This is a genomic window from Bacillus cereus group sp. MYBK220-1, assembly GCF_051916445.1.
In the GTDB taxonomy this organism is placed as follows: Bacteria; Bacillota; Bacilli; order Bacillales; family Bacillaceae_G; genus Bacillus_A; species Bacillus_A cereus.
In genome coordinates this window covers 921,301-945,615 of sequence record NZ_JBQAGQ010000002.1, presented here as the reverse complement: position 1 = coordinate 945,615, position 24,315 = coordinate 921,301, and the positions used below count along the sequence as shown (strand labels likewise).

The window sequence follows — 24,315 nt, the reverse complement described above, 5'->3', positions numbered from 1 at the left end:
CTATAACATTATGATTTGCAGAATGGTATACACAGATACAATGACAATTCCTATCAAAAAGAATACAAATCTCTTTTGAAAATACGCAAATAGCATTAACGTATTTTTCATATCAAGCATAGGCCCAAACACAAGAAATGCGAGAAGTGCCTTTACCGAGAAAACATGTCCAAAAGATGCGGCTATAAAAGCATCGGCTGCAGAACAAATTGATAAAACATAACCAAATCCCATCATAATAACGGGAGCAATTACTTCGTTATGTGCTACTACATCCAGTACATTCCGATCAAAAAACGTTTGAAATACACTTGCTAAAAAAGCACCTATCAATAAATACTTACCAGTATCAAAAAACTCATCTACAGTGTGATTCATAACATCTTTCCAACTCTTTTTTTTGCTTGTTTGAACTGAAACCTCTACGTCTTTTAAAACATTTCTTTCGCGATAGCAATAATACACAATTAGACCTATGAATAGAGCAACTAGAATTGTTATCCCAAAGCGTGCATATACAACGTAATCATTTTTTGGAAACGCATATACAGTAGATAAAAGAACGACTGGATTCATAATGGGTGCACTCATTAAAATAACAATGCCTACATGAAGTGGTAACCCCTTTTGAATGAGCCTTCTTACAATTGGTATAATGACACATTCACACATTGGAAAAAGAACTCCCACAAATACTGCTGGAATCATTGCAACAATTGGAGATTTCGGCATTACTTTTTGAATCATATCTTCCGTCACAAACACTTGAATACATGAAGAAACAATGACCCCTAATAAAATAAAAGGTATTGCTTCAAAAATGATACTTAAAAATACCGTATTCACATTCAACCATTCCTGCGGCATATTTTTATGCAAATTTACTAGACTTGTAAAATCTACAAAAAATAATAAAAAGAGAAACATAGCGATAAGAGCTATGCCTACTACTTCTTTTGAAACTCTATTAAAGACCAAGCTTCTCGCCTCCATTTTATTTATATGTAAACATGTGCTTGTCCAAATGCTTCATACTACAGCACAAATTTTATAGTCTATTTCTATTCTTAAATCGTAATCATTATGATTTATTATTGATTTTTCTTTTCCCATCGTTTAATATAAAACGTAATCATTACGATTTAAAGGAGAGATCATTTCATGAAAAAAGTACCTATCACTGTATTAAGTGGTTTTTTAGGATCTGGAAAAACTACCTTACTACATCACATTTTGACTAATAAGAATAACTTAAAAGTAGCTGTTATCGTTAATGATATGAGCGAAGTAAACATTGATGCATCTCTTATAAAAAAGGGTGGTTTTTCACGTACGGAGGAAAAACTAGTAGAAATTCAAAATGGCTGTATTTGTTGTACACTACGAGAAGATTTAATGATAGAAGTGAATCGTCTTGTGGAAAATGGTGATATTGACTATATTATTATTGAATCTTCTGGTATAAGTGAGCCTATTCCAGTTGCTCAAACGTTTACTTATACAGACGAAGTTCTTAACATTGATTTAACGAAAAATTGTCGCCTCGATACGATGGTTACAGTTGTAGATGCAAATAGATTTTGGGATGATTTTGCAGATGGAGAAAGTTTATTAGACCGAAAACAAGCAATCGATGAGAATGATACCCGGGAAGTTATTGATTTATTAATAGATCAAATTGAGTTTGCAAACGTAATTATTCTTAATAAGATAGATTTGCTAGAAAAAGAAGATGTGATAGAGCTTCATCATTTACTAAAAAAATTAAATCCTAATGCAAAAGTTCTTGAATCTTCGTTTAGCAAAGTACCATTACAAGAAATTTTAAACACAAATCTATTTAATTATGAAGAAGCCAGTCAATCGGCCGGCTGGATACAAGAATTAAATAGTGACCATCATACACCGGAAACGGAAGAATACGGTATCAATTCCTTTGTTTACCGCCGCAAATATCCTTTCCATCCCAAGCGCCTTATGAATTGGCTAGAAAAATGGCCTTTAGATGTTGTAAGAGCGAAAGGATTCTTCTGGCTGGCATCTCGTAATAATATGATAGGGCTTCTATCTCAAGCAGGTTCCTCTATTACAATTCAAGGAGCCGGTGAGTGGATAGCGGCATTACCTGAAACTGAAAGAAATCAAATGATTACAGAAGAACCAGAAGTATTGAAAAACTGGGATAAACAATATGGAGATCGAATAACCGAACTCGTATTTATCGGAATTGATATGAACCGTTCTTTAATTGAACAATCATTAGATAGTTGTCTATTAACAGAGAAAGAAATGAAACAAAACTGGAATACATTTATTGATCCTATCCCGGCTTTTACTTATACTTCATAATAATTAATAAAAGGCTTCAGTAGAATGAAGCCTTTTTACTTTATAGCACTCTTATTTAATAGGTTTGCTTTAATTATAAATACAATTGTACCTAAAACAATTAATATAGCATATACGATACCAACTACCCCCCCTATTTTTTCTAAGCCAAGCGGTAATATTATAGTAGCAACTCCAACTATATAAGAAAATGCTCCTGAAAGCTTCGCTAATTTATTTTTATCTCCAACAAACGTTTCTTCTTGATATCCTGCTAACAAAAACAACCTCTTTTTCACATGTATTTGATACCCTAAAAAAATGATAAGTAACCCAACAAATAAACAAACTAAAAATCCAGCTAACATATCCTCCCCCTCCTCTACAATATTTTACTATACATAAAAAAATAAAATTAGAAATTTCAGTTTATTAACGAGTCATTCTGTGATATATTGCATATTGTATTCAATTTGTATTTTTAGAAAGGAGAATTTTAGATCATATGGATTCAAATCGATTAAAAGGAATTATAATGGTCATAATCGGGGCTTGTTTATGGGGCTTGTCTGGTACAGCTGCACAACAACTTTTTCAATATGACAATGTTTCAACCGAATGGTTAGTTACGATCCGTTTACTTATATCTGGAATTATTTTGCTCATTATTTCCTCATTCGGAACGAGAAAAAAAGAGATATTTGGCATTTGGAAACAAAAATCTGATGCTATTAAAATGATTTTGTTTGGTCTATTCGGTATGCTTGCTGTACAGTATACGTATTTCGCTTCAATTAAAGAAGGAAATGCTGCCGTGGCAACATTATTACAATATTTAGCTCCTATATTCATCACTGTATACTTACTTTTCAAATGGAACGTTCGTCCATCAAAAATTGATTTCATTTCAATTACCCTTTCATTAGTAGGCACTTTTCTCTTACTAACAAACGGGTCTGTTCATAACTTGGCTGTTTCTACACCAGCTATTATTTGGGGTATTTTATCTGGATTATCTCTCGCTTTTTATAGTTTATATTCAAAGGAATTGTTAGAAAAATGGTCTTCCTCCGTTATCGTTGGATGGGGCATGATTATTGGGGGTATTGGTGTAACGATTGTACACTTTATTTCTACAAACGAATTCATTTTATTATCAACTATGAAATATGTAAAACTAAGTACCCTACCGCTCATCACATTTGTCGTCATTTTCGGGACACTTATTGCCTTTTATTTATACTTAGACAGCATACGATACCTGACTCCGAAAGAAACAACATTATTTGGTTGCACAGAACCACTCGCAGCTATTATTTCTTCTGTACTTATATTGCACGTGCCATTTCAATCTTTTCAGTTATTAGGCGCTTTTTGTGTCATTGTAATGGTGCTCATCTTAAGCCAAAAGCCGGATGAAGGGAAACAAAAATTAAAGCTTGTTCATGCAAAAAAGGAAAATATACAATGAAAGGATTGAATTCACTATGCCTGTCCCTCAAAATTATAAAAAACCAGGAAGAATTTCAGCAAAATCACTCGTTTTAAATCAACTACAAAATTGGATTATTGAAGGTGTACTGAAGCCCAATGAAAAAATTAATGATGGGGAATTGGCTGAGGCACTAGGAGTAAGCAGAACACCTGTAAGAGAAGCACTTCAAATATTAGAGCTTTCTGGATTAGTGGAAATGGTACCAGGGCAAAAAACAAAAATTGCTCCTATTAAGTTAGACGACGTATCTATCATTTATGAAACGATGGCTGGTCTTCACTCTATTATAGGAAAGCAAGCTCTTCAAAACATTACAGACGCTGATATTCAACTACTTTCTGAAATAAATGATCATTTTCAGCACTCTATAGAGAAAAAAAACGCAAAACAAGCTTTAGAATTAGATATACAATTCCACAATACAATTTCTTCTATTGCTAAAAACCAATATATTGAACCCTTTTTAGAAAATATGCAACTTCACGTTTTACGTCTTGAATATTTGTTTTTCCAAAACTTTGTTCCAGCAAGTCAATCTATTGAAGAACATCACTCTATCATTCAAGCATTACAGAAGCAGGACGAAAAACAAATGGAACAAATAATGACCCAAAACTGGCTCCGTCCCATGAAAGAAATACAAAAAATAATTTCTACGAAATAAAAGGAGAGCTGGTTACACAAAATCGTAACCAGCTCTCCTTTTACTAATCTATATAGCTATGCCTGAACATTTGCATAATCTTCCATATCTTCGTACTCTTTTTCCAATTCCTCTAAAGACAGCTCGTATAATTGTCGGTCGCGAATCTTAAACACACCTGCCCCAATTAACTCATCAATTAAATGCCTCTTACGATTTTCAACAGCAAAACGGAGTTGACTACTCATCTTTTAAAAAACTCCTTTCTACAATCATTGAAAATGATAATCTTTATCAATTACCACTTTTGATTATAAAAGATGACTCTTTATAAGTAAAGTAATTTCATGAAATATTTACCTTGCAAAGTATTTGTGGCCACATTATATATATGTATGCCGTGCGAAAAATGTTATGACACTTTTTCTTATCCTTTTTCTTTCATACTTTGCAAGTTGTCTCATCGTGATGAAATTCACCATCTATTTCTACTTGAATGGTGACATGTTCTACATGAAATTTCTCCTTTAATACATACGTAGCCTCTTTTAATACACTTTGCGTTTCATTACCTTTAATAATAAGATGACATGTTAATACTTGAAAATCTGATGTGACAGACCATATGTGCAAATCATGAACTTCTTTGACAATCGGAATATTTAATAACGTACTTTTTACCTCTTCAACATTTATGTGCTGTGGTGCACCTTCCATTAATATATGAACCGTATCACGTGTTACACGCCATCCACTAATAATGACTAAAATAGACACAAGAATACTAGCAACCGCATCTGCAGCAGTCCATCCGAAAAATTTAATAAGTAACGCAGCAATAATCGCTCCGACGGAACCCAATAGATCGCCTAGTACGTGCAGGAAAGCACTTCTTAAATTCAAATTACCTTTTACATCTCCGCCCCTCATTAATATCCAAGCTGATAAAATATTAATAAGCAGACCAAGGACTGCAATAATGAGCATCCCATTACTAGCAATCTCAACTGGTTCTTTAAAACGACGGATTGCTTCAATAAAAATGTATACCGAAATGACAATAAGAACGACACCGTTACATAATGCTGCTAACATTTCGACTCGCTTATACCCGTATGTTTTCGCAGTTGTTGCTGTTTTTTCTCCGAGTTTAAACGCAAGTAAACTTAAAGCTAAAGATACTGCATCACTTAGCATATGCCCCGCGTCAGATAGTAGTGCTAAGCTATTTGTTACAAATCCACCAACAACTTCTGCAATCATAAAACTTGTTGTTAGTAGGAAGGCAATTAGTAACGCCTTTTTATTTTTTGAATGACCATGATCATGCGAATGTCCCATACTTATACTCCTTTAAGTACAATATCTGTATGTTAGTATGAAACAAACTCCCCATCTTTATCCCGAATTGACTGATTGTAAACGCCCGCTTCCTCTGTATACACACTTCGCTATTTTTTAAACAATCCCTTTTTCTCAAATAAAACAAGACTACTTCTTTTTTATTTTCATATTGTTTACTAATGAAAGAATTTTTAAGGAGGTTACTTAAATGAAACGTTTATTTCTCTGTATGGAACGTGAACTTGTTGTAGTGAAAGAACACAATGATAACTATGAAACGACTTATCACTTACAAAATATGCAACCTACCTGTATCGCTGTTGATCCATTTCAAAAGAATCGTGTATATTGCGGAACATTTGGACGAGGTCTATGGTTCAGTGACGATAGCGGGGATTCATGGAGACCAATTGGAGATTCTTATCGTTACTTTGATTTCCCTAAAGAAGATGGTATTTTGCACTCCTCTATCACTTCCATAACAATAAGCTCAAATGAACAAGTTAACGGATATGGTGTCGTTTATGTCGGCACAGAACCGAGCGCTTTATTTCGCTCTGAAAATGGTGGTGAAACGTGGACTGAACTTAAAAATATGAAATCATTATTATCTTCTTATACGTGGGCATTTCCGCCTAGACCTTTTACCCATCACGTACGCTGGATTACAGTTGACCCAAATAACCCTAATACAATACACGTTTCAATCGAAGCTGGTGCTGTTATTCAAAGTAACGATAAAGGGCATACATGGATTGATAAAAAATTCGGTGCCCCTATCGATGCACATCAATTGCTTATGCACCCTGAAGCACCAAATCGCCTTTATGCATCATGTGGTGACGGATTTATGGGCGGACCTGATCGTGCATATCTTGAAAGTTATAACAATGGAAACAGCTGGATCTCATGTAGTGAAGGACTTGAACATCATTATTTATACAGCATGGCAATTGATCCAGCTGATTGTGATACGATTCTCGTTTCTGCCGCGCCAAGTGCTGATCTCGCTCATCATCGTATCCCTTATGAATCTTATATTTATCGAAAAACGAAAGATACTCCGTTCCAGCAAGTACAACAAGGACTACCATCTGCAATCGGTACAGTCATTTCGATGTTTGCTACAAACAAGGTAGAACCACATACGTTTTACACGTTAAATAACAATGGCGTCTTTCAATCCAATGATAGCGGCGAATCGTGGGAACAACTAAATATTTCGTGGAAAGATGAATATAAAACGCAGCATCCGCATGCATTGCTCGTTACTAGTTCTTAACAAAAAAAAGACTGCCTAAATGATTTTAGGCAGTCTCTCTTTTATTTCTTTAAATCAATGACAATATCATCTAATACAATACCCTTATTGCCTCCCAATCTTCGAGGTACAAAACGCTCCTTTACTTGTCCTTCAACTATTGTTACCGATCCATAATTTTCAGGATTGTGGATTCTTAAATTAACGTGAGGTGTTATTATTAACTTAGTAGCGTTCTCATTAAGTTGTTGGAATGTTTTACTCCAATTAAAATTATAAGAATCTTCACCTGAACCTCCATTTCCTTCTCCATAATACTGATTACCTAAATCATCTCTCACTTCTAAATCGACATCCACTCCATCCCATACACCCCTTATCTTTTGAGATACTTCTTGGTTGTAATATAGAATAAACGAAATTGGTGTTATTTCCATTCTCTCCATATTTACTTTGACACCATCTTTTTCTGTACTACCTCCAATCAATGTCTCTTTATTTTCTATTCCTTTTAGATTAATATTAAAATTCCAATCCCCTTTTATCTCTTCTTCAGTTTCTAAAATGGCTATACTTTGTACATTCCATTCAACATTCACTATAGTTTCTTTACTACCAACTAGATCGCTACTTGTTTTTATTAAACCTGTATATTTTCTATCTGCGACTTTAGTAATTTTATTGCTACCTGATTGGGTACCTGCTCCTTTAATAGTTAAAAAATCCAACGTACTTGGATTTTCGCCTAGATCTCTGTTACTTTCTATAGAATAGTTTATTGATACTGTCTTCCCATCAAAAATGGCATCATTAATCGTTATCTTTATTCCCTTGCTTTCTTTTGTCATATTTAGTACTGTAGTGTATTGTTTATAATTATAATGAGGCTCCATTATCTTCCCTGCGTCAGTTTTAGAGTTTTCATATAACCCCGTTCTACCATTATCTAAAAATCGGAATATGTCACCTACAATTGGCAACCCTCCAGCATATGTAGGAAAACCGATACCAAGAGTTGCAACTGATAATCCTACTAAAATAGATGCAGCAGCGACACCTTTTTTCCAACTTTTCATCTTTTTCTTCGTACGTATCGATTGTTTTACATTTCGTTTTACTTTTTCCTTTTCAATTTCAGAAGCCTCAATTTCTTCTAGTTCTTTTTCATCTATATCAATATCATTTAATAGTTCATAAATGTCTTTCATATTGCACTACCTCCAAAACTAATATTCGTAGCATTTTGTTGTAGTTTCTTTTTCCCCCGGTACACTCGATTATCAATTGCTGCCCGAGTTAATCCTAACTTGCCACCTATTTCCTCTGTCTTCATACCAAGTAAATATTTCATAATGAACACCTTTTGATCTAGCGGTTCTAATTGATTAATGAGCTTCAATAATTCTTCCCTATCTTCCATAACGATTAATTCGTCTTCTGCTGATTTTTCTGTACTGATATGAAACTCATCTGAAATGATTTCTACTGTTTTAGTCGATTTCCGGTAATAATCAATTGCTTTAAACTTCGCAATCGCTGCAATCCACTTTTTAAAATCACTCGGCTCTCCATGAAATTTATTTGCGTTATTCCAAATGGAAAGAAATATATCGTTTATACATTCCTCTATGAGTCCATCATTTTGAATTGGGAGTAGAACTTTATGCGTGATCCCCTTTATGAGTGGTAAGTATGTATCGACAACAAATTCTAACGCGTCTTCTTTTTGCCGCTGTAATCTTTTTATAAAATTTTTCTCATTTGATTTCATGTAGCGATTCCCCTTATTGTTTTGTAAAAGCTTTTACATCCTATATAACGTCTGAAAAAATTTTTTCTCTCATCTTTTTTATTTTTTGTATGTAATGGAATACTTTCCCTTAGCCATTGTCTCACATAACTATGCGTTCAAAGAAAATTTTCTCAAGTCTGTAATTTAATTCATGTAGTACACTATTTATATAGTCATTTTTTAACTTGATGTACATTTTATTTCGTTAATCTACTATTTTAATTTAGGAGATGAGATGTGTATGTGTGGAATTACAGGTTGGGTAGATTGGAAGGAAGACCTTTCAAATCAACATGTTATTTTAAAAAAGATGGCAAATCGTATTCAGCATCGTGGTCCAGATGCTGAAGGATTTTGGTTTTCACCTCATGCGGCCTTTGCACACCGGCGTTTAATTGTAATTGATCCAGAAGGCGGTACACAGCCGAAGACATTCCGTGCTGGTGATTATACGTATGCTCTTACTTATAATGGAGAAATTTATAATTTCCGTGAACTTAAAGAGCAGCTTCAAAAATGTGGGCATGCATTTGAAACCCATTCAGATACAGAAGTGTTACTACATGCTTATCTAGAATGGAAAGAAGACTGCGTACAACATTTAAACGGAATTTTCGCTCTCGCCTTATGGGATGATCAGAAGCAACAATTATTTTTAGCGCGTGATCATTTAGGTGTAAAACCACTCTTTTACACAGAAAGAAATGACAGCATTATTTTCGGATCTGAAATAAAAGCGTTATTAGCGCATCCATCTGTTCCTGCTGAAATTGATGCGGATGGCATAAATGAAATATTTGGATTAGGCTTATTTCGAACTCCTGGATGTGGCGTCTTTAAACATATTCAAGAAGTGCGTGCTGGACATTGTATAACGTTTACACGTCATAAAAAAGTAGTTACGAAGTATTGGAATTTAGAAAGTAAGTTCCATACAGACTCTATAGAAGATACATCTTCGCATATTTTATCTATTTTACAAGATACAGTAAAAAGACAATTAATTGCCGATGTTCCTCTCGTTTGTATGTTATCAGGCGGATTAGACTCTAGCGGTATTACTGCACTTGCGGGTAAAGAATTTGCTGCGGAAAATAAAACACTTCATACGTATTCCGTTGACTTTGTAAATAGTGCAAAAGATTTCGAGCTGACATTTGCTCGCACTGGTTTAGACGCTCCTTGGGTAAAACGCGTTTCTGAACATGTCGGGACAGCGCATCATGATATTATTGTGAATGCTGAAGAATTAGCAAATCACTTATTCGTTCCCCTTCATGCGAAAGATTTACCGAGTGCTGGTGAAATGGAAACTTCACTATATTTACTATTTTGCGAAATGAAAAAAGATGCGACCGTAGCTTTATCCGGTGAATCGGCTGATGAAGTATTCGGTGGATACCCTTGGTTTCATCAAGAAGAATTACTATATGTAGATAAGTTTCCTTGGCTAACAAATTGGAAAAATACATCTCCTCTTCTACTAAATGAAGTAAGTAACCAATGTAATCTAGAAAACTATATTGATACACGATTCCAAGAAGCGATACTTGAAGTACCTACTCTTGAAGGGGAAAGTAAAAAATCCGCGAAACAACGTCAAATGTTTTATTTATTTTTAACAAGATTCCTTCCTTTCTTACTTGACCGTAAAGATCGCATGAGTATGGCTGTTGGATTTGAAGTTCGTGTACCGTTTTGTGATTATAGATTAGTTGAATATTTATGGAATGTTCCTTTCAACATAAAAAGTATTGATAATATTGAAAAAGGCATTTTACGTAGAGCACTACAACCAGCTTTACCTGACGATGTACGCAATAGAAGAAAAAGCGCTTATCCAACTTCACAAGATCCACTCTACTTACAAACAATCCGTAATGTAACACTTGATATGTGTAGCAATAAAAACAATCCTATTTTCTCACTTATTAACCATTCCATCTTACTTTCAATTGCTGATCAAAGTAATAAAGAGATTAACAATTTTGAGGCAAGAAGTGCCATGGAGTATATGCTACAAGTAAATGAATGGTTAAAAACATATCATATTCATATTGCTTAACAAAAAGGAGTTCAAGGATAAAAGCCTTGAACTCCTTTTATATTAATTAGCACATTGTTTATTATCAGTATCAATAGACCACCCAATAATCGTGGCACAATCTCTACCTTTCCACTGCAGTACATTTGTTAATACTGGCTCAATCTGCAAGCTATTCCCGTCATGTAATATTTCTACTAAAGATTGATCATCATCAAACCTTCGTTTATCACACTCTAAAATACCGTCCGTTGCCATTACAATGTGATTCATTCCTTTTTCTAATCCTCTTACACCTGACGTAAAGCAAGGTGTATTTGCTGCAAAAATATTTTTCCTGCCAATATATTCGTAATTTTTCCGTTTATTTAATCGTCCTTTTCCATTTTTCGTTTTCTCAGAATGGAATAAATACGCGAAACAATCACCAACTGATAACCAATATAAAAATTCGCCTTTTCGTAAACAAATTAAGCAAGCGAGTTCCTCATCATCTTGATCACACTTTTTAATAAATAACTCATCTGTAAATAACGCTAATAAGTACATATGTGTATGATGAAAAGCTAAATGTATTGGATATGAGAATAACTCTTTTAGTTTTTCTTTTCTTTCCGAAATCGCTTCTATTATATAATCTATATTTTTTGTTTTGTGATGTGTATCAAAAATCATAACAAATTCAAAGTGTAATTCAGGATCCCACCAAGCCAGCACCGCATCTCCTCGTTCGTATGCATCACTCTCTTGATTTCCCCCATATACGCCGACTGAAAGAGGACCACATTTTTCAACATGTATTTCATCTACATACATCTGTTCATGACTAATCCATTTGAATGTATTCACAGCTATCATCCTCTCTCTTGCTAAATGTATACCTTTACACATAGATTACCTTATATTTCAATAAAAATAAACTTTTTCAACATTTTTTATCCAAATAAAAGGGTTTTATTTCTAAAATGACGAATATATCTTACTATACGATATAAAAAGGGGATTTATTATTATGAACAACATTAATCAACATTGGGAGAGCATTTATTATCACTTACGATACGAATACGAGGACAATCTTTCCCACCAAGCAATTCGTATTTTACAAATCGTTTCTCGTGAGAAAGATATAACAATTGGAAATGTCGCTACTGAGCTTAGTCTTTCTCATAACACAGCATCTGAACATATAAAACGCCTTATTCAAAAGGGTTTCATCGTTAAAGAGAGAAATAAAAAAGATGAAAGAGTGGTAAACCTTACATTAACAATTGAAGGAATTGAAGTATTAGAAAAACATACTTTACTAGATAAAGAAAAGATAAAAATATTAGAATCACAGTTATCAAAAGAAGAACAACAATTAATTGAAAAAGCATTTTCCTTATTAGCGAAGGAGGCAAAATATGCATTTCCTCGTTAAAGTAATCGTTTCGGCACTTATTATCGGCGTTATCACTGAAGTCGCTAAACACTACAGTACGATAGGTGGCTTTATTGCTGCCCTTCCTCTCGTGAGTTTACTTAGTCTATTTTGGATTTCATTCGAAGGCGGAAATAAACAAGAATTGAGTCAATTTGCTTTAGGGGTATTATATGGATTCCCCGCATCAGCACTACTATTATTTATTGTCTATATTGGTTTAAAAAATTCATTTACACTTAGTACATCTGTCCTACTTGGTATAGGTGTTTGGTGTATCGTTTTTGCTTGTCAAAAATTATTTCAAGCTTAGGAGGAATTAACATTCATAAATTTGTAGAAATAATGGGGCAAAATATAGAAGTACATATAAAAGGAGATGGTAAACAAACTGTAGTCATTCAAACCGGAATGACTTGCTCATTTTATGATTGGTTTCCTATTATAGAAAAGCTTTCAGAGCACTTTACAGTTGTTTCATACCATCGCCCAGGTTACGGAAAAAGTGATTTAGGCAATCAGCCGCGTACAATAAGGCAAGTTACAAAAGAGCTACATATGTTACTAAACAAACTAGCTATTCAAGAACCATTTATTCTAATCGGTCATTCCTATGGAGGATTATGTGCACAACATTTTGCGATGTTACATGAAGATAAGCTGCAAGCACTTATTTTAGTTGATTCTACTTCGATGAACTTACACCGTTTAGATGAACTTCATTTACCAATTTCTGATCAAACTGATTCTGATGATGTTTGGTTTCAAAAATATAATATATATTCCAAAATGGATGTAGACACACTTTATAATGAACTAAAACCTATTCTCACCGATCAATCAAAACAGCAAATTGAATTCTCTACCTCGCCTTCATTATATAAAGCGACAGCTTCTGAACTATCGGCGTGGAAAAACTGTGCTCTCTCACTAAAAGAGCTATGTAAAACATTAGAAATACCATTAATCGTTATCGGTAGAGATCCTCAATATTCTATTACTCAATTGACTAATGGTGGCATGCCAAAAGAGGAAGCAACACGACTTGAAGCAATGTGGCAAGAACTAATTCACGAACAATTACACCTCTCAACTAACAGCCAATATATTCTTGCCGAACATGCTAGTCACGGTATAGAAAATGATCGACCAGATATTATTATTGAGGCGATTCATTTCTTACAAATAAAAAAAGGAAGCAACTAAAGCTGCTTCCTTACTTATCTATTCATAATCTTCTTCATCATCGATTTCTTCGTAATATGAACTTCCATTACTTACATATATAGGGCCATTCGCAACATCAATACGTAGTACCCACGCCCATGGCACAGCTAAACGTTTATGTATCGCTCGCCAAAAGCTCATTGATTTTCTTTCGTACTCCTGGAACTCCTGAAGTAACTCTTTGTAGGAGGAACCGTCTAACTGAATATTTGCTTCTAACAAACGAGAATGGGCATAGTACTGTAACTCTAGTTCAGCAGCAATTTCCATTTCTTCTTCCGTTGCCATACCAATGATTGTTCCATCTTCTGGTGCAATTTCATATACGTTTTGAACTTCAATAAGCCCTTCTTTCTCTTTCTCAAACATGTAAACAGCCTCCTTTAACATATATTTTTTATGTTACAAAGTCATACTTCTACAATAACTTCTCTCTTTCCTCTTTTTTTGATAAACTTTTACAAAATATTTAACCGATGACCTGTTTTCTCTATTCTTTCAGCAGAAATGAAACGATTTTTATCAAAATTTAATTTATACACATCAGGCATATGAAGTGTTTTCCAAAACTCAAAATCATATTTCGAATTAAAATAATTCATGAGTAATACCATAATATTTCCATGCGTACCTATTACAATATTCTTACCTTCATATTGTTTTAATATATTTTGCATACATATTACAGCGCGCCTTTGTGCGATATCATTCGATTCTCCGCCTTCGTATGCAAAACTCCAATCTTCCCACACATTCTGCATAGCATCATTAAAATTTGATACCGGCTCTGTGCTCAATAATCTTTCACGCAAATCTTCTTCTGTTTGTATTGATAATTTATATGTATTCGCAATTCCTTGTACAGTTTGGATTGCTCTTTTGTACGGACTAGAAATAACAACAGCAATATGTGCATCTTTTAATAAGCTTGTAACGTTTTCTGCATCCAATTGTCCTTTTTCAGATAAAGGTCGCTCCCGTTCTTCTTTTGTATAGGTAGAATGAGCATGGCGAACGAAATATATTGTTGTCATTTTTCAATCTCCTTTCTTATTTTCAATTTATATTCAATAATAAGATTGGAAAATCCTGTATTACAAAAGAGCACTTTTCATAAGTGCCCCTTTGTTTACATAATAAAATTATTTCATTATAATTTATTTCTGAATTCCTCACTTATGACAATATCTCGAATAAAGTAATCCATATTACTTAGAAGTTTTTCAAATGCTTTTTCACTCAAATTGTTCATCATAAAGACAATCTCAATCTTATTCCCTTTTTTATCAGTACCATAGAAACTATTTGTTAATACAAATGCAGTAGAACCACCTTTCTGTCCAGCAAATTCGAACATACCCTCTCCTACGGTTCCTTTAAATATATTCTCAATCTCACCTTGCATTTGTGGTGTAAAATAATTTCTGCTATTTATCTTTTCCAGTAAACTCATGTAATCCTTCGCATTTGCACTTATAAACCGATCTGACCAAATACGCTGAAAGTCCATATCGGCTTTTAAAGATATCTCGCGTTTTGTCCATTCTTTCTCGTCTTTCATCCATTCATGTATTTGCCATACATGCTTAACATATTCATCATTAGACATATTACGTAGCTTGTCCAATGCTTTATTTTGAGGAATATGCAGTTCTTTTTCAACATAGCCCCTCATATATAATGCCCCTGTATACGTTGGATAAAATTCATCGTGACTATTTAAGCCTAACTCTTTCAAACTTTCATTTATCCGCGCTGCTCCAAGCTTGTCCAATAAATATGATGCATTCGCATTCGAACTATAATGGATCATTCCTTTCACTACTTCTTCTAAAGAAGTTTGACCACCCTTCACTAACTCTTTAACTTTTACATCATCTAGCCATGCAGGGTGTGCACCACCATCAGTATTTTTCACATAGTATTTTTCTAATTCTTTCAATGAAATTTGCTCGTCTTTTCTTATTTTCCCTTCAGCTACTTGCTTAGCATATTCAATTGCTATAACGATTTTCGACATACTTGCTAGCGGTAGTTTTTCTTTTTCATTTATTGATGTCAATGTTTCACCATTTCTTTTAACAATTAAAGAAGTTGTTTTATCATCCTTATGTTCTTTTATGTAATTTAGCACATAATTAGAGTCTTCTTTGGAATTGACATATTCCTTCACTGAAAAGAAAGCTATACAGCCTACTATAGTAATTCCAGCTATAATTCCAACAACTTTTAATCCCCTCATGATACTCCCCCTAAAATAAACATATTATATATTATACTAAATAAATTTCCCTTTTTAAGTAATAATTAGATCATTTATACAAAAACACTTCTTTTCTTAAACAACAAAAAAACATGCCTTCATTAGGAAAGCATGTTTTGTGATATCCTTCACATTGTTTAGTTAAAAAATAAATGTTTACTTACCATGATGTAACATTAAATCACTAAGTTCTTCTTCAATGTGATTTAATTTCGCAACGCCTTCTTTCCATTTATGAATATAACGTGAAACCCCAACAAAAAACAAAACAATAATTGTGGAAAGAATAATACCATATACGATTGCTACAGTACTCATAGTTACACTTCCTTATAATTAGTAATGTGGTTATTAGTTATATTTTTATTATAAACCTTTTTCTTTTAAAATACTTCGATTTCAACTTTTTGTAACAAAATTGATTTTTCTAACATTTCGTTCGTGAAAATGGCATATTTTTCACAAATTATACAAAACTTCACCATATGTACTATTACCATATGAGTTATATTATTAAATAGAATAAAGGGGATGATATACTATGACGACTTGGTTTATTGTAATGTTAGTTGTATTTGGAGCATTTAAAATTATCGTTTCTAGCCTTCCTAACTCTGTTATTGAATCCATTATTAGTCGCTTTGAAACACATCCACAACTCGAAGAAGAGAATGTGACTGTTACAATGAACGGAAATAACTTAGTAGGCGAACAGAAATCAAAAATTATTCATGATTTTAACGAAGGTTTATTTTTAGATCGCTATTATGCACCACCCCATAATGAAGGCACTCCTTTAATTATCAATGCAAAACGTGGTAAAAAAGATTTTACATTTTATATTTATAGTCATGAAGAGCATGTTGATGTTGTAAAACAATATAAAAAGAAGGTAGTTGCTTATAGTTTACGCTCTAAAAACCTTCAAAATAGTGATATGTTCGTGTCAGCTGATTTAGCTTAATACTCATATATAAAAAGGAATCCACGGCATATGGATTCCTTTTTACTATTTACTGAAAAATAAGCTCTGTCTTCAAACTATCTTTCGGTAACAACCAGCCTTTTTTCTCTAAATTCGCCATTAATAATTCCCTTTGCTTTGTCGCAATACTTTCTTCATTTGTTTTAAATGACACTTCTATTACGAAGTCATCTTCTACTTTTCCGGTATTACTTAATGGCCAAATTTCAATATTTGCTTTTATGTTTTCAAAATCTCCTGTATATCGTTTCATTAATACAGGACCGTAAATATGGGAATTCTTTAACATCTCTTCTCCCCAATTTGTATACAACCATTTGTTCATTTTCCCTGGTAATTTTTCTATTAACATGTTTTGAGCAGCTTGTTTATTTGGTAAATCAAGTATTCCATATCCTTTAGCACTGTAACTTTTCTTATTTGAAATGCTTAATGTTTTCTTCTCAAATCCCCAATCTATTTCCGCCTCATAACTATCCGTATTACTATCGAATCCTTCTTTTTCAGCTACTTCTAGTGCATCTTGAATTACACCATTTTGAATAGGATATCTTTTTTTATATGTTAGTTCAAAATCTTTACTAAATTCTTTCTTTCGAATTCTAGCAAACCAACCTTCCTCGCTTAAACTTTTATTCGCAGTATCTAAAAATTGCACTTGTATTCTTTCATATTTTGTACCAGCCTGGAAATGTTCTAACACCTCTTGCTTCATCTCTTTGTTATCACCTAATACTTGTTCTGGCTTCAATAATAACTTTACTTCAAAACTAGGTTTCATTGGACTAGCAGCAACCCCTTCCTTAACGTTATAAAGGAAACAACAAAAGAAAATGCTTACGAATACAAATACTTTTTTCATATACCTATCCCCTTTGCATTTCAAATGACTTCTATACGTTCCATTGCAAGTGAATATACATTTTCATATCCTGCTGAACTTAGCTTTTGTTGTAATCGATCCGTATCCTCTTTCAAAGCGTGCACTAGCACCGTATGTTCTGGTAATAATGTATTTAACATCTCTTTAACGTCTCTTATACTTTGGTGAACTTTATATGGAACTCGCTTCACCCTACATTCTTTACCTACATGCTCTTTCATAACTTTTTCTGCAAAACTCCCTTTCGCAATATGCCCAGTAAAAATAACGGCATTTCGCTTTTCATTCCGAAGTTGTTCATAATATAACTGCGCTCGTTTCGTTTGCATATTCGCATCACTCATTACAACTATTCCGTAACTATTTTGCATACTAATGTCATTATCCATCACTATTATGTTTCTTTTTAAACTCTCCATAATCCATTTAAATTCTTCATTATTTTTTATCCAATCTTTATATACGAACATCTCTTCAAATCCAGCCAAAATTTCTTTATCTACTATAAGCGGAAATGCTTTATATCGTTCATATAAATACAATACTATATCTTGCGCCCTACCAAGTTGTGGAAGCGGTAATAATGCTATTCCTTTATTTTGCATAACTCGTTCAATTTCTGCACATAGTTCGTTTACACGTTCATTTTGCGAAACATCATCTGTGTGATAAGCGGCATCCACAATTGCGATTTTTATATTGTGGCCCAATTTCTCAGGTAAATTAGCTCGTAGTATATTAGACTCTGCTGAATAGTCACCTGAATAAAATACGTATGTATTACACATATCAACTAAAAACCAAACAGCTCCCAATACATGGCCACTATATCCCCATTGAAACCGCAATGAAGGAGTAATTTGTATCCATTCATTCGGATTACTAATCTCATCAATATATACATAATTTAAATCTTTTATGTTTTGGTCACTATAAGGTACATTCCATCCTCGCGTCACATTGTAGTTTCTCCATTTTTCATAATAAGTTGGAAGTTGCTCCTTCGTATAACGAGTTGTCCAAATTTTTTTCTTATATCCATACTTCGCTAATAAAGGTAAACCCATCGTATGATCTTCATGAATATGTGATAAAAATACTGCATCTAAAAACGGTACAACTTCCCTCTCTATTTTTGGATAACTATCCTCATATGATCGATTAATACCACAATCAAATACTATTTTCGTTTCTTTATTTTTTACGAAGTAGCAGGAACGACCGTATTCTCCCGCTCCTCCCCACACTTCTATTCTCATCATGCTACCCCTTTTCGTTTTTGCTCCATATGCTGCAGAAATAATAAACATAGTGTTGTAAGTCCAACTGAAACGACAGCCATCGCCATTCCAATAGATACTTCTCCTTGTTCAAATTGAGCAAAAATAAATGTTGCTGACGTTTCTACTGATGGAGGTAGTACGAGAAGCGATGCTACTAACTCCCTTATCGAAATTGTAAATGTCATCGCCCATCCGGCAAGAATACCTGGGATAATAAGAGGCAATATTATTTTTCTAAAAATATAAATATAATTTCCAGAAAAAACACTTCCTGCCTGCATGAGAGAATCATCAATTTGTCCGAGTGATGATTTTACATATTGCACCGTGTAAGGTAAAAACAGAACAACATACGTTACGATAACCATGATTGGTGTATTATAAATTGACATAGGCATATATGGTGAATTCCAAAATAGAATAAGACCTACAACCATAACGATTCCTGGTACCATGTTCGGTAACATACCGCACATATCAAGACATTTTTCAGAGGTTTTTTTCCCCTTTCGAATCATAAGTGCCAAAAAGACTCCAATCATTACCGCGATAATCGCTGTTACGAGTGAAAAAAGAAAACTATTCCATAAAGCCTCTAATCCCGGAGATCCTATTGTAAACAATGCCTCATAATGGCTTGTTGTAAAGTTATTTACATGTAAACCGCCGCCTCTTAATTTTGACAAAGAAGCAATAAGTATAGAAAAGTATGGAATTCCAATTGATACGATTAATAAACCAATTACATACATCCATGCTACAACGCGCATAAATATAGACAAAGTATATCTTTTAGATTTCACACCTTTTCCACTAACCATTGCATATGAATACTTTCGATTCAATACATTTTGCATATACCAAATAAGCATACAAGCACTAAGTAATAAAGAAGATAATGCTGTTGCACTACTAAAATCAATTGGCCAACTCGAAATAAATTTATGGATTTCTGATGTTAACACGTGGAATCCTATTCTACGTCCGAATGTAGCCGGTGTTCCAAATTCAGCAATCGTCTTTACAAAAATGAGTAAAGCACCCATTACATAACTTGATACTAATAACGGCAATATTATTTTTCTTAAACGATAGAAAAAACTTCCGCCATGAACTGCTGCAGCTTCTTCTTTACTACTCCCAATCTGAAGTAACGTGTTTTTCAGCATGAAATAAAGGAATGGGAATAAATGCAGACTCATAATTAAGACCATACCTCCTAAACTAAAAAACGATGATGAAACTGTCTTTAGCATCGGAAAAAATTGTTCAAAATAGCCGTTAGGTTGCATGAACAAAATCCAGCCCATTGATCCAATATACGGCGGTGTCATAAATGGAATCATAAAAACAATATCTAACTTACTATACTTTCCTACATCTGTTTTGCTCATAATAAACGCCAATGGAAATGCAAATATTGTAGCTCCTATTACAACGAGTACACCTAGAAGCATCGAATTCAGAAAAATCCCAGCTAATCCACCACTCTGCATCACTTCAAAAGGCTTTAAAAAATTCCAACTGCTATTTTCATATACACTAGAAAATAAAATAAGAAAAAGTGGAATGACGATTAACATCGCCACAAGTAATAACGCTACCGTCATTCCAACTTGTCTTACTGATACGAATCGATTTACCATGGAATCACCATCTTATTGAAATACTTTCTTAAATTGTTTCCCTATTTCATCTTGCTCTTTCTCAACTGTTTTCCAATCAATATTTAATACTGGAATCTCTTCTACATTTGGTCTATTTTCAGCTTTTATATCTGTTCTACCAGGCAATAAATACGCTTTAGAAACTTGTTTTTGTACATCATCGGATAATAAATAATCAATAAACTCTTTTGCACCTTCAACATTTTTACTATCCTTCATAATCCCCACTGCACGTGGGCTAATAACTGTTCCGCTTTTTGGATATACGATATCAACAGGTTCACCCTTTGCTTTTGCGCTATACGTCATATAATCAACACCCGCAATGACCATATCTTTCGCACCTGTTACAACTGGGTCTAACGCTTCCTGGTTTGCTCCTGCTACTGTAACTTCATTTTTCTTAAGCTGCTCAAATAAATTCCATCCATCTTGTCCATTCTTTTTCACGTATCCTGTTACAAAGTCTAAAGCTGAACCTGAAAGTGCTGGATCTGGAAGATTCACTTTCCCTTTCCATTCTCCTTTCGTTATATCGCTCCAATCTTCAGGCGCTGTCTTCACATTTTTTGTATTGTACACAATCCCTAATGCTGAAGCACTATACCCGAAATAATGTCCTTTTTCATCTGACCATTCAGAACGCAGCTTATCAGCTTGTTTCGCCTCTTTATAAGCTAACGTTTGACCCTCTTTCTTTAATCCTTCCATCGCTGGTAAGGAAGCGAGTACGACAACGTCAACGACTGGATTTTTCTTTTCAGCTTCCATTCTCGCTAAAATTTTACCAGTTGTCCCTTGAAACATTTCCACCTTTATACCAGTTTTCTTTTCAAAGTCTTTTTGAATTTTTTCTGCTAATCCTTTTGGCCCTGCACTATATACAACAATTTTCTTTTCATTCGTATTTTTACTTTTTGCATCTGCATTACCTGTCTTTGAACTACAACCCGTTACTACAGTAGAAAATAGTAAAGTACATACAAATAAAGACTTAAGCGAACTGAATTTCTTCATACGATTCTCCCCCTATATGATGAATACATTTTTTTGGTACATATAACGATACTGGTTTCCCGATGCTTAGCTTACTATTGTGATAGGCTGTCCAGATGCCTAAAGTCCCCATATTTACTTTCACTTCATAACGTTCTCCTACATATGTAACGTGCTGAATTTCACCTGTATACATTTCGCACACATCATTTTTTGTCCAACTCACATGCTCTGGACGAATCATTTTTTCACCCTCTACAAGCCAATTCGCCTTACCAACAAATTTGGCAACAAATTCATGAGACGGTTTCACATAAATATCTTCCGGTGTTCCTTTTTGTAATACTTCTCCTTGTTTCATGACAATAATTTGGTCTGACATTGACATTGCTTCTGTTTGATCGTGAGTGACATACAGTGCAGTTAAACCAATGGAATGAACGATATCCATAAGCTCTATTCTCATTTCTTCTCGCAAAATTGCATCGAGTGCACTTAGCGGTTCATCAAACAAAATAAAATGAGGTTTTGTTACAATTGCTCTAGCGAATGCGACACGTTGTTGCTGTCCACCAGAAAGTTCGTGTGGATACCGTTTCTCCATACCTTGCAGGCGAACTCGCTTTATCGCATCTTCTACTTTTTCTCTTAAATGATTCGTTTGCTTTGTAGCTCTTAAACCAAATGCAACATTTTCAAAAACAGTCATGTGCGGCCATAAAGCAAAATCTTGAAATACCATACCGATATTCCGTTCATGAGGAGATGTCTTTATCTTTTTTGTAGCAGAATACATGCACTGGTCTCCAAAATATATTTCTCCCTTATCCGGTTCTTCAAGTCCTGCTATCATTCTAAGTAAAGTCGTTTTCCCACATCCCGAAGGTCCTAAAAGTGTAGTGAATTCCCCTTGTTTCATTACAATCTGCAACGGCTTTAACGCCTGTGTTTTTCCAAATGTCTTTTCTAATCCACTAATTTTAATATCCACCGTTTCACCTCTCTCCCCTCATTCTTAACCTGCTTTCATTCTATATGGAAGATTTATACTGAATGTTAATGTACTGTAAAGATTAAATTAAAAAACTTCTAATAAACTATTTATTTCTATAGATTTTTTCTATAGTTAAAATAAAAAAGGCGGCAATTCATAATGAATCTCTTAAAATTAGAAATTGTAGTACTTATTAAGAAATACAAAAAGCTTACAATCGTTGCAGAAAAACTTGGCGTTAAACAACCAACTATTACTTTTCATATAAAAAGCTTAGAAGAAGAACTCGGTGTGTCTTTATTCGAATTACGTTCTGGAAGGTATTTCTTAACAGAGGCTGGTGAGGCTTTGCACCATTATGCTTGTAAAATAGATGCACTTATGAAAGAAGCTAGACGTGTCACGCAAGAGTTTAGAGATTTTCATAAAGGTGCTATAACAATCGGCGCTAGTTATGTACCAGCGACTTATCTTTTGCCAGAAGTCGTTCATCAATTTCAATGCGAATTTCCCAATATAAAAATAACGCTACTAGTGAAAACAGCCCCTGAAATTCGAATGATGCTACAAAATCACGAAATCGATCTTGGGATAATTTCCGCTGCTCCATTTGATGAACCTCTTTTAAAACAAACGAATATAATGCCCGATACACTTGTTCTTGCCTTTTCCAAAGAACATCATTTTTCAAAGAAAGACAATGTATCGTTACAAAATATCGAAAAGGAACGCATACTATTGCATCGTAATCCATCTACAACGAGAGATTTACTTACACAATGGACGTTGGCGCACAACATTACATTCCAATCTGAAATTGAATTAGACTCATTAGAAACGATGAAACAAATTTTAAAATATGGTAATGGAATTGCCTTTATTTCTAAACTTGCTATCGAGCAAGAAATACAACGAAATGAGCTATGCTATATACCAATCCCTGAATTTGAATTTCAGCGTAATATTTATACGATTCATCATGAGGACAGATGGAATTCTAAAATCATTTCTTTTTTACTACAGAGCATCACTTCATTTGCAACAAAAAATTAAAAGGCTGTCGTTATGCACGACAGCCTTTTAAACTATAAATCTATTTATTTTTCTTTGCCTCAATTTTTGCTTGCGCCTCTTCAGCCTTATCTAATGCTTCTGATACTTTCTTCTCTTTTTCTTTCACTTCATCTATACTATCGACAGCTTTAATAATTTTATCGATTCCTTCTTCTTCTACCTTTCTACGCTTTACCACTCTTTCATTTACTTTCTCTTCCACATCTTTTGCTTTTTGAAGCATATTCTCTGCATTTGATGTTACAGCTTTTTCAAGTTCATCATCTTTTTTCTTTTGTAACACTTCATTTGCAATGTCTTTCGCTTCTAAATACTTAGCGTCTTTTAAGGCTGTTGCTCCGTGATCCATTTTCTCAGCAACTTCTTTATATGATTTCGCTTCGTTTCCTGATTTCTCTTTTTCTGCTTTTTCGAACCACATTGTTGCATCACTATACTTTTCATCTTTCAATGATTGCATACCTGTTTCAATATATGTGTCATAATTGCTACATCCAGCCATTACGACTAATAGAAAAAGCATAACAAAACTTAATTTTTTCATGCCGTTGTCTCCTTTTCTTTGCAAGCTCACTTTACTTTAACATACATGAAAAAGAGTTTCAAAAACTAA

The 24,315-nt window shown here is 33.9% G+C and carries 28 protein-coding genes; 10 read left to right on the top strand and 18 right to left on the bottom strand.

Annotation, left to right across the window (positions count from 1 at the left end; genetic code table 11):
• Positions 1-993, bottom strand: a complete 993-nt coding sequence (locus ACTFRU_RS11860) for a permease (RefSeq protein ID WP_002023790.1) — start codon at positions 991-993, stop codon at positions 1-3.
• A 168-nt stretch (positions 994-1,161) separates the two neighbouring features.
• On the opposite strand from ACTFRU_RS11860, the gene ACTFRU_RS11855 reads away from it, so the two are divergent.
• Complete coding sequence (locus ACTFRU_RS11855) at positions 1,162-2,349, top strand: GTP-binding protein (RefSeq protein ID WP_006923257.1); 1,188 nt, start codon at positions 1,162-1,164, stop codon at positions 2,347-2,349.
• 35 nt (positions 2,350-2,384) lie between these two features.
• On the opposite strand, the gene ACTFRU_RS11850 is transcribed toward ACTFRU_RS11855, so the two are convergent.
• A complete protein-coding gene (locus ACTFRU_RS11850; protein ID WP_006923259.1) occupies positions 2,385-2,696 on the bottom strand; it encodes a DUF3784 domain-containing protein in 312 nt (103 codons plus the stop codon).
• A gap of 137 nt (positions 2,697-2,833) precedes the next feature.
• Here ACTFRU_RS11850 and ACTFRU_RS11845 point away from each other — a divergent pair, with 137 nt between their 5' ends.
• Together ACTFRU_RS11845 and ACTFRU_RS11840 are read left to right on the top strand one after the other, a co-directional pair.
• The gene (locus tag ACTFRU_RS11845) at positions 2,834-3,799 is read left to right on the top strand and encodes a DMT family transporter (RefSeq protein WP_000378080.1); all 966 of its coding nucleotides are present in this window, start codon (positions 2,834-2,836) and stop codon (positions 3,797-3,799) included.
• A gap of 16 nt (positions 3,800-3,815) precedes the next feature.
• A complete protein-coding gene (locus tag ACTFRU_RS11840) occupies positions 3,816-4,487 on the top strand; it encodes a GntR family transcriptional regulator (RefSeq protein WP_002023787.1) in 672 nt (223 codons plus the stop codon).
• Between the two features lie 56 nt (positions 4,488-4,543).
• Here the strand turns inward: ACTFRU_RS11840 and fbpA are convergent, their stop codons facing one another.
• On the bottom strand, positions 4,544-4,714 hold the full coding sequence (gene fbpA / locus ACTFRU_RS11835) for a Fur-regulated basic protein FbpA (protein WP_000098303.1): 171 nt from the start codon (positions 4,712-4,714) through the stop codon (positions 4,544-4,546).
• Between the two features lie 193 nt (positions 4,715-4,907).
• Entirely contained in the window at positions 4,908-5,807 is a 900-nt protein-coding gene (locus ACTFRU_RS11830) for a cation diffusion facilitator family transporter (protein ID WP_440037659.1), read from the bottom strand.
• Between the two features lie 211 nt (positions 5,808-6,018).
• On the opposite strand from ACTFRU_RS11830, the gene ACTFRU_RS11825 reads away from it, so the two are divergent.
• On the top strand, positions 6,019-7,092 hold the full coding sequence (locus tag ACTFRU_RS11825; protein WP_049108330.1) for a WD40/YVTN/BNR-like repeat-containing protein: 1,074 nt from the start codon (positions 6,019-6,021) through the stop codon (positions 7,090-7,092).
• 41 nt (positions 7,093-7,133) lie between these two features.
• Here the strand turns inward: ACTFRU_RS11825 and ACTFRU_RS11820 are convergent, their stop codons facing one another.
• Positions 7,134-8,279, bottom strand: a complete 1,146-nt coding sequence (locus tag ACTFRU_RS11820) for a DUF4179 domain-containing protein (RefSeq protein ID WP_006923267.1) — start codon at positions 8,277-8,279, stop codon at positions 7,134-7,136.
• A complete protein-coding gene (locus ACTFRU_RS11815; RefSeq protein WP_046392557.1) occupies positions 8,276-8,842 on the bottom strand; it encodes a sigma-70 family RNA polymerase sigma factor in 567 nt (188 codons plus the stop codon). Before ACTFRU_RS11815 ends, ACTFRU_RS11820 begins: the two co-directional genes overlap by 4 nt.
• Positions 8,843-9,104: 262 nt before the next feature.
• On the opposite strand from ACTFRU_RS11815, the gene asnB reads away from it, so the two are divergent.
• Positions 9,105-10,928 carry an asparagine synthase (glutamine-hydrolyzing) gene (asnB, locus tag ACTFRU_RS11810; protein WP_440037658.1) on the top strand — a complete coding sequence of 608 codons (1,824 nt, stop codon included), beginning with the start codon at positions 9,105-9,107 and terminating at the stop codon, positions 10,926-10,928.
• 42 nt (positions 10,929-10,970) lie between these two features.
• Here asnB and ACTFRU_RS11805 read toward each other — a convergent pair whose 3' ends face one another.
• The gene (locus ACTFRU_RS11805) at positions 10,971-11,798 is read right to left on the bottom strand and encodes a protein phosphatase 2C domain-containing protein (protein ID WP_002023784.1); all 828 of its coding nucleotides are present in this window, start codon (positions 11,796-11,798) and stop codon (positions 10,971-10,973) included.
• 121 nt (positions 11,799-11,919) lie between these two features.
• On the opposite strand from ACTFRU_RS11805, the gene ACTFRU_RS11800 reads away from it, so the two are divergent.
• The 3 genes from ACTFRU_RS11800 to ACTFRU_RS11790 are packed head-to-tail and all read left to right on the top strand — an operon-like array spanning position 11,920 to position 13,536.
• Positions 11,920-12,330: a MarR family winged helix-turn-helix transcriptional regulator gene (locus ACTFRU_RS11800; RefSeq protein WP_016122242.1), complete on the top strand. Its 411-nt coding sequence runs from the start codon at positions 11,920-11,922 to the stop codon at positions 12,328-12,330.
• Positions 12,314-12,643 (top strand): DUF3147 family protein, encoded by a 330-nt coding sequence (locus ACTFRU_RS11795; protein ID WP_000545640.1) that lies wholly within the window; start codon positions 12,314-12,316, stop codon positions 12,641-12,643. The genes ACTFRU_RS11800 and ACTFRU_RS11795 overlap by 17 nt, the downstream gene beginning before the upstream one ends.
• A complete protein-coding gene (locus ACTFRU_RS11790; RefSeq protein ID WP_375366170.1) occupies positions 12,604-13,536 on the top strand; it encodes an alpha/beta fold hydrolase in 933 nt (310 codons plus the stop codon). The genes ACTFRU_RS11795 and ACTFRU_RS11790 overlap by 40 nt, the downstream gene beginning before the upstream one ends.
• A gap of 18 nt (positions 13,537-13,554) precedes the next feature.
• On the opposite strand, the gene ACTFRU_RS11785 is transcribed toward ACTFRU_RS11790, so the two are convergent.
• The 5 genes from ACTFRU_RS11785 to ACTFRU_RS11765 form a co-directional block, all read right to left on the bottom strand.
• Positions 13,555-13,926 carry a hypothetical protein gene (locus tag ACTFRU_RS11785; RefSeq protein WP_000461779.1) on the bottom strand — a complete coding sequence of 124 codons (372 nt, stop codon included), beginning with the start codon at positions 13,924-13,926 and terminating at the stop codon, positions 13,555-13,557.
• 89 nt (positions 13,927-14,015) lie between these two features.
• Positions 14,016-14,591 carry a histidine phosphatase family protein gene (locus tag ACTFRU_RS11780; RefSeq protein ID WP_440037657.1) on the bottom strand — a complete coding sequence of 192 codons (576 nt, stop codon included), beginning with the start codon at positions 14,589-14,591 and terminating at the stop codon, positions 14,016-14,018.
• A gap of 116 nt (positions 14,592-14,707) precedes the next feature.
• The gene (locus ACTFRU_RS11775) at positions 14,708-15,799 is read right to left on the bottom strand and encodes a serine hydrolase (RefSeq protein ID WP_044306861.1); all 1,092 of its coding nucleotides are present in this window, start codon (positions 15,797-15,799) and stop codon (positions 14,708-14,710) included.
• Between the two features lie 177 nt (positions 15,800-15,976).
• Positions 15,977-16,138, bottom strand: coding sequence for a hypothetical protein (locus ACTFRU_RS11770; RefSeq protein ID WP_000108701.1), 162 nt, complete (start codon positions 16,136-16,138; stop codon positions 15,977-15,979).
• 65 nt (positions 16,139-16,203) lie between these two features.
• Positions 16,204-16,320 (bottom strand): hypothetical protein, encoded by a 117-nt coding sequence (locus tag ACTFRU_RS11765; protein ID WP_001987133.1) that lies wholly within the window; start codon positions 16,318-16,320, stop codon positions 16,204-16,206.
• 41 nt (positions 16,321-16,361) lie between these two features.
• Between ACTFRU_RS11765 and ACTFRU_RS11760 the strand changes: the two genes are divergently transcribed.
• On the top strand, positions 16,362-16,784 hold the full coding sequence (locus ACTFRU_RS11760; RefSeq protein WP_000214581.1) for a YfmQ family protein: 423 nt from the start codon (positions 16,362-16,364) through the stop codon (positions 16,782-16,784).
• Between the two features lie 49 nt (positions 16,785-16,833).
• On the opposite strand, the gene ACTFRU_RS11755 is transcribed toward ACTFRU_RS11760, so the two are convergent.
• From ACTFRU_RS11755 to ACTFRU_RS11735, 5 genes are read right to left on the bottom strand one after another with little or no spacing between them, the layout of a single operon-like run.
• On the bottom strand, positions 16,834-17,667 hold the full coding sequence (locus ACTFRU_RS11755) for a hypothetical protein (protein ID WP_440037656.1): 834 nt from the start codon (positions 17,665-17,667) through the stop codon (positions 16,834-16,836).
• Positions 17,668-17,687: 20 nt separating this feature from the next.
• Complete coding sequence (locus ACTFRU_RS11750; protein ID WP_175567076.1) at positions 17,688-18,950, bottom strand: MBL fold metallo-hydrolase; 1,263 nt, start codon at positions 18,948-18,950, stop codon at positions 17,688-17,690.
• Complete coding sequence (locus ACTFRU_RS11745) at positions 18,947-20,617, bottom strand: ABC transporter permease (RefSeq protein WP_025709169.1); 1,671 nt, start codon at positions 20,615-20,617, stop codon at positions 18,947-18,949. Before ACTFRU_RS11745 ends, ACTFRU_RS11750 begins: the two co-directional genes overlap by 4 nt.
• A gap of 12 nt (positions 20,618-20,629) precedes the next feature.
• Complete coding sequence (locus tag ACTFRU_RS11740) at positions 20,630-21,655, bottom strand: extracellular solute-binding protein (protein WP_440037655.1); 1,026 nt, start codon at positions 21,653-21,655, stop codon at positions 20,630-20,632.
• Positions 21,633-22,625, bottom strand: coding sequence for an ABC transporter ATP-binding protein (locus ACTFRU_RS11735; RefSeq protein WP_016122236.1), 993 nt, complete (start codon positions 22,623-22,625; stop codon positions 21,633-21,635). Before ACTFRU_RS11735 ends, ACTFRU_RS11740 begins: the two co-directional genes overlap by 23 nt.
• A 162-nt stretch (positions 22,626-22,787) precedes the next feature.
• On the opposite strand from ACTFRU_RS11735, the gene ACTFRU_RS11730 reads away from it, so the two are divergent.
• A complete protein-coding gene (locus tag ACTFRU_RS11730) occupies positions 22,788-23,681 on the top strand; it encodes a LysR substrate-binding domain-containing protein (protein WP_440037653.1) in 894 nt (297 codons plus the stop codon).
• 40 nt (positions 23,682-23,721) lie between these two features.
• Here the strand turns inward: ACTFRU_RS11730 and ACTFRU_RS11725 are convergent, their stop codons facing one another.
• Positions 23,722-24,246, bottom strand: coding sequence for a hypothetical protein (locus tag ACTFRU_RS11725; RefSeq protein ID WP_440037651.1), 525 nt, complete (start codon positions 24,244-24,246; stop codon positions 23,722-23,724).
• Positions 24,247-24,315: the final 69 nt, after the last annotated feature.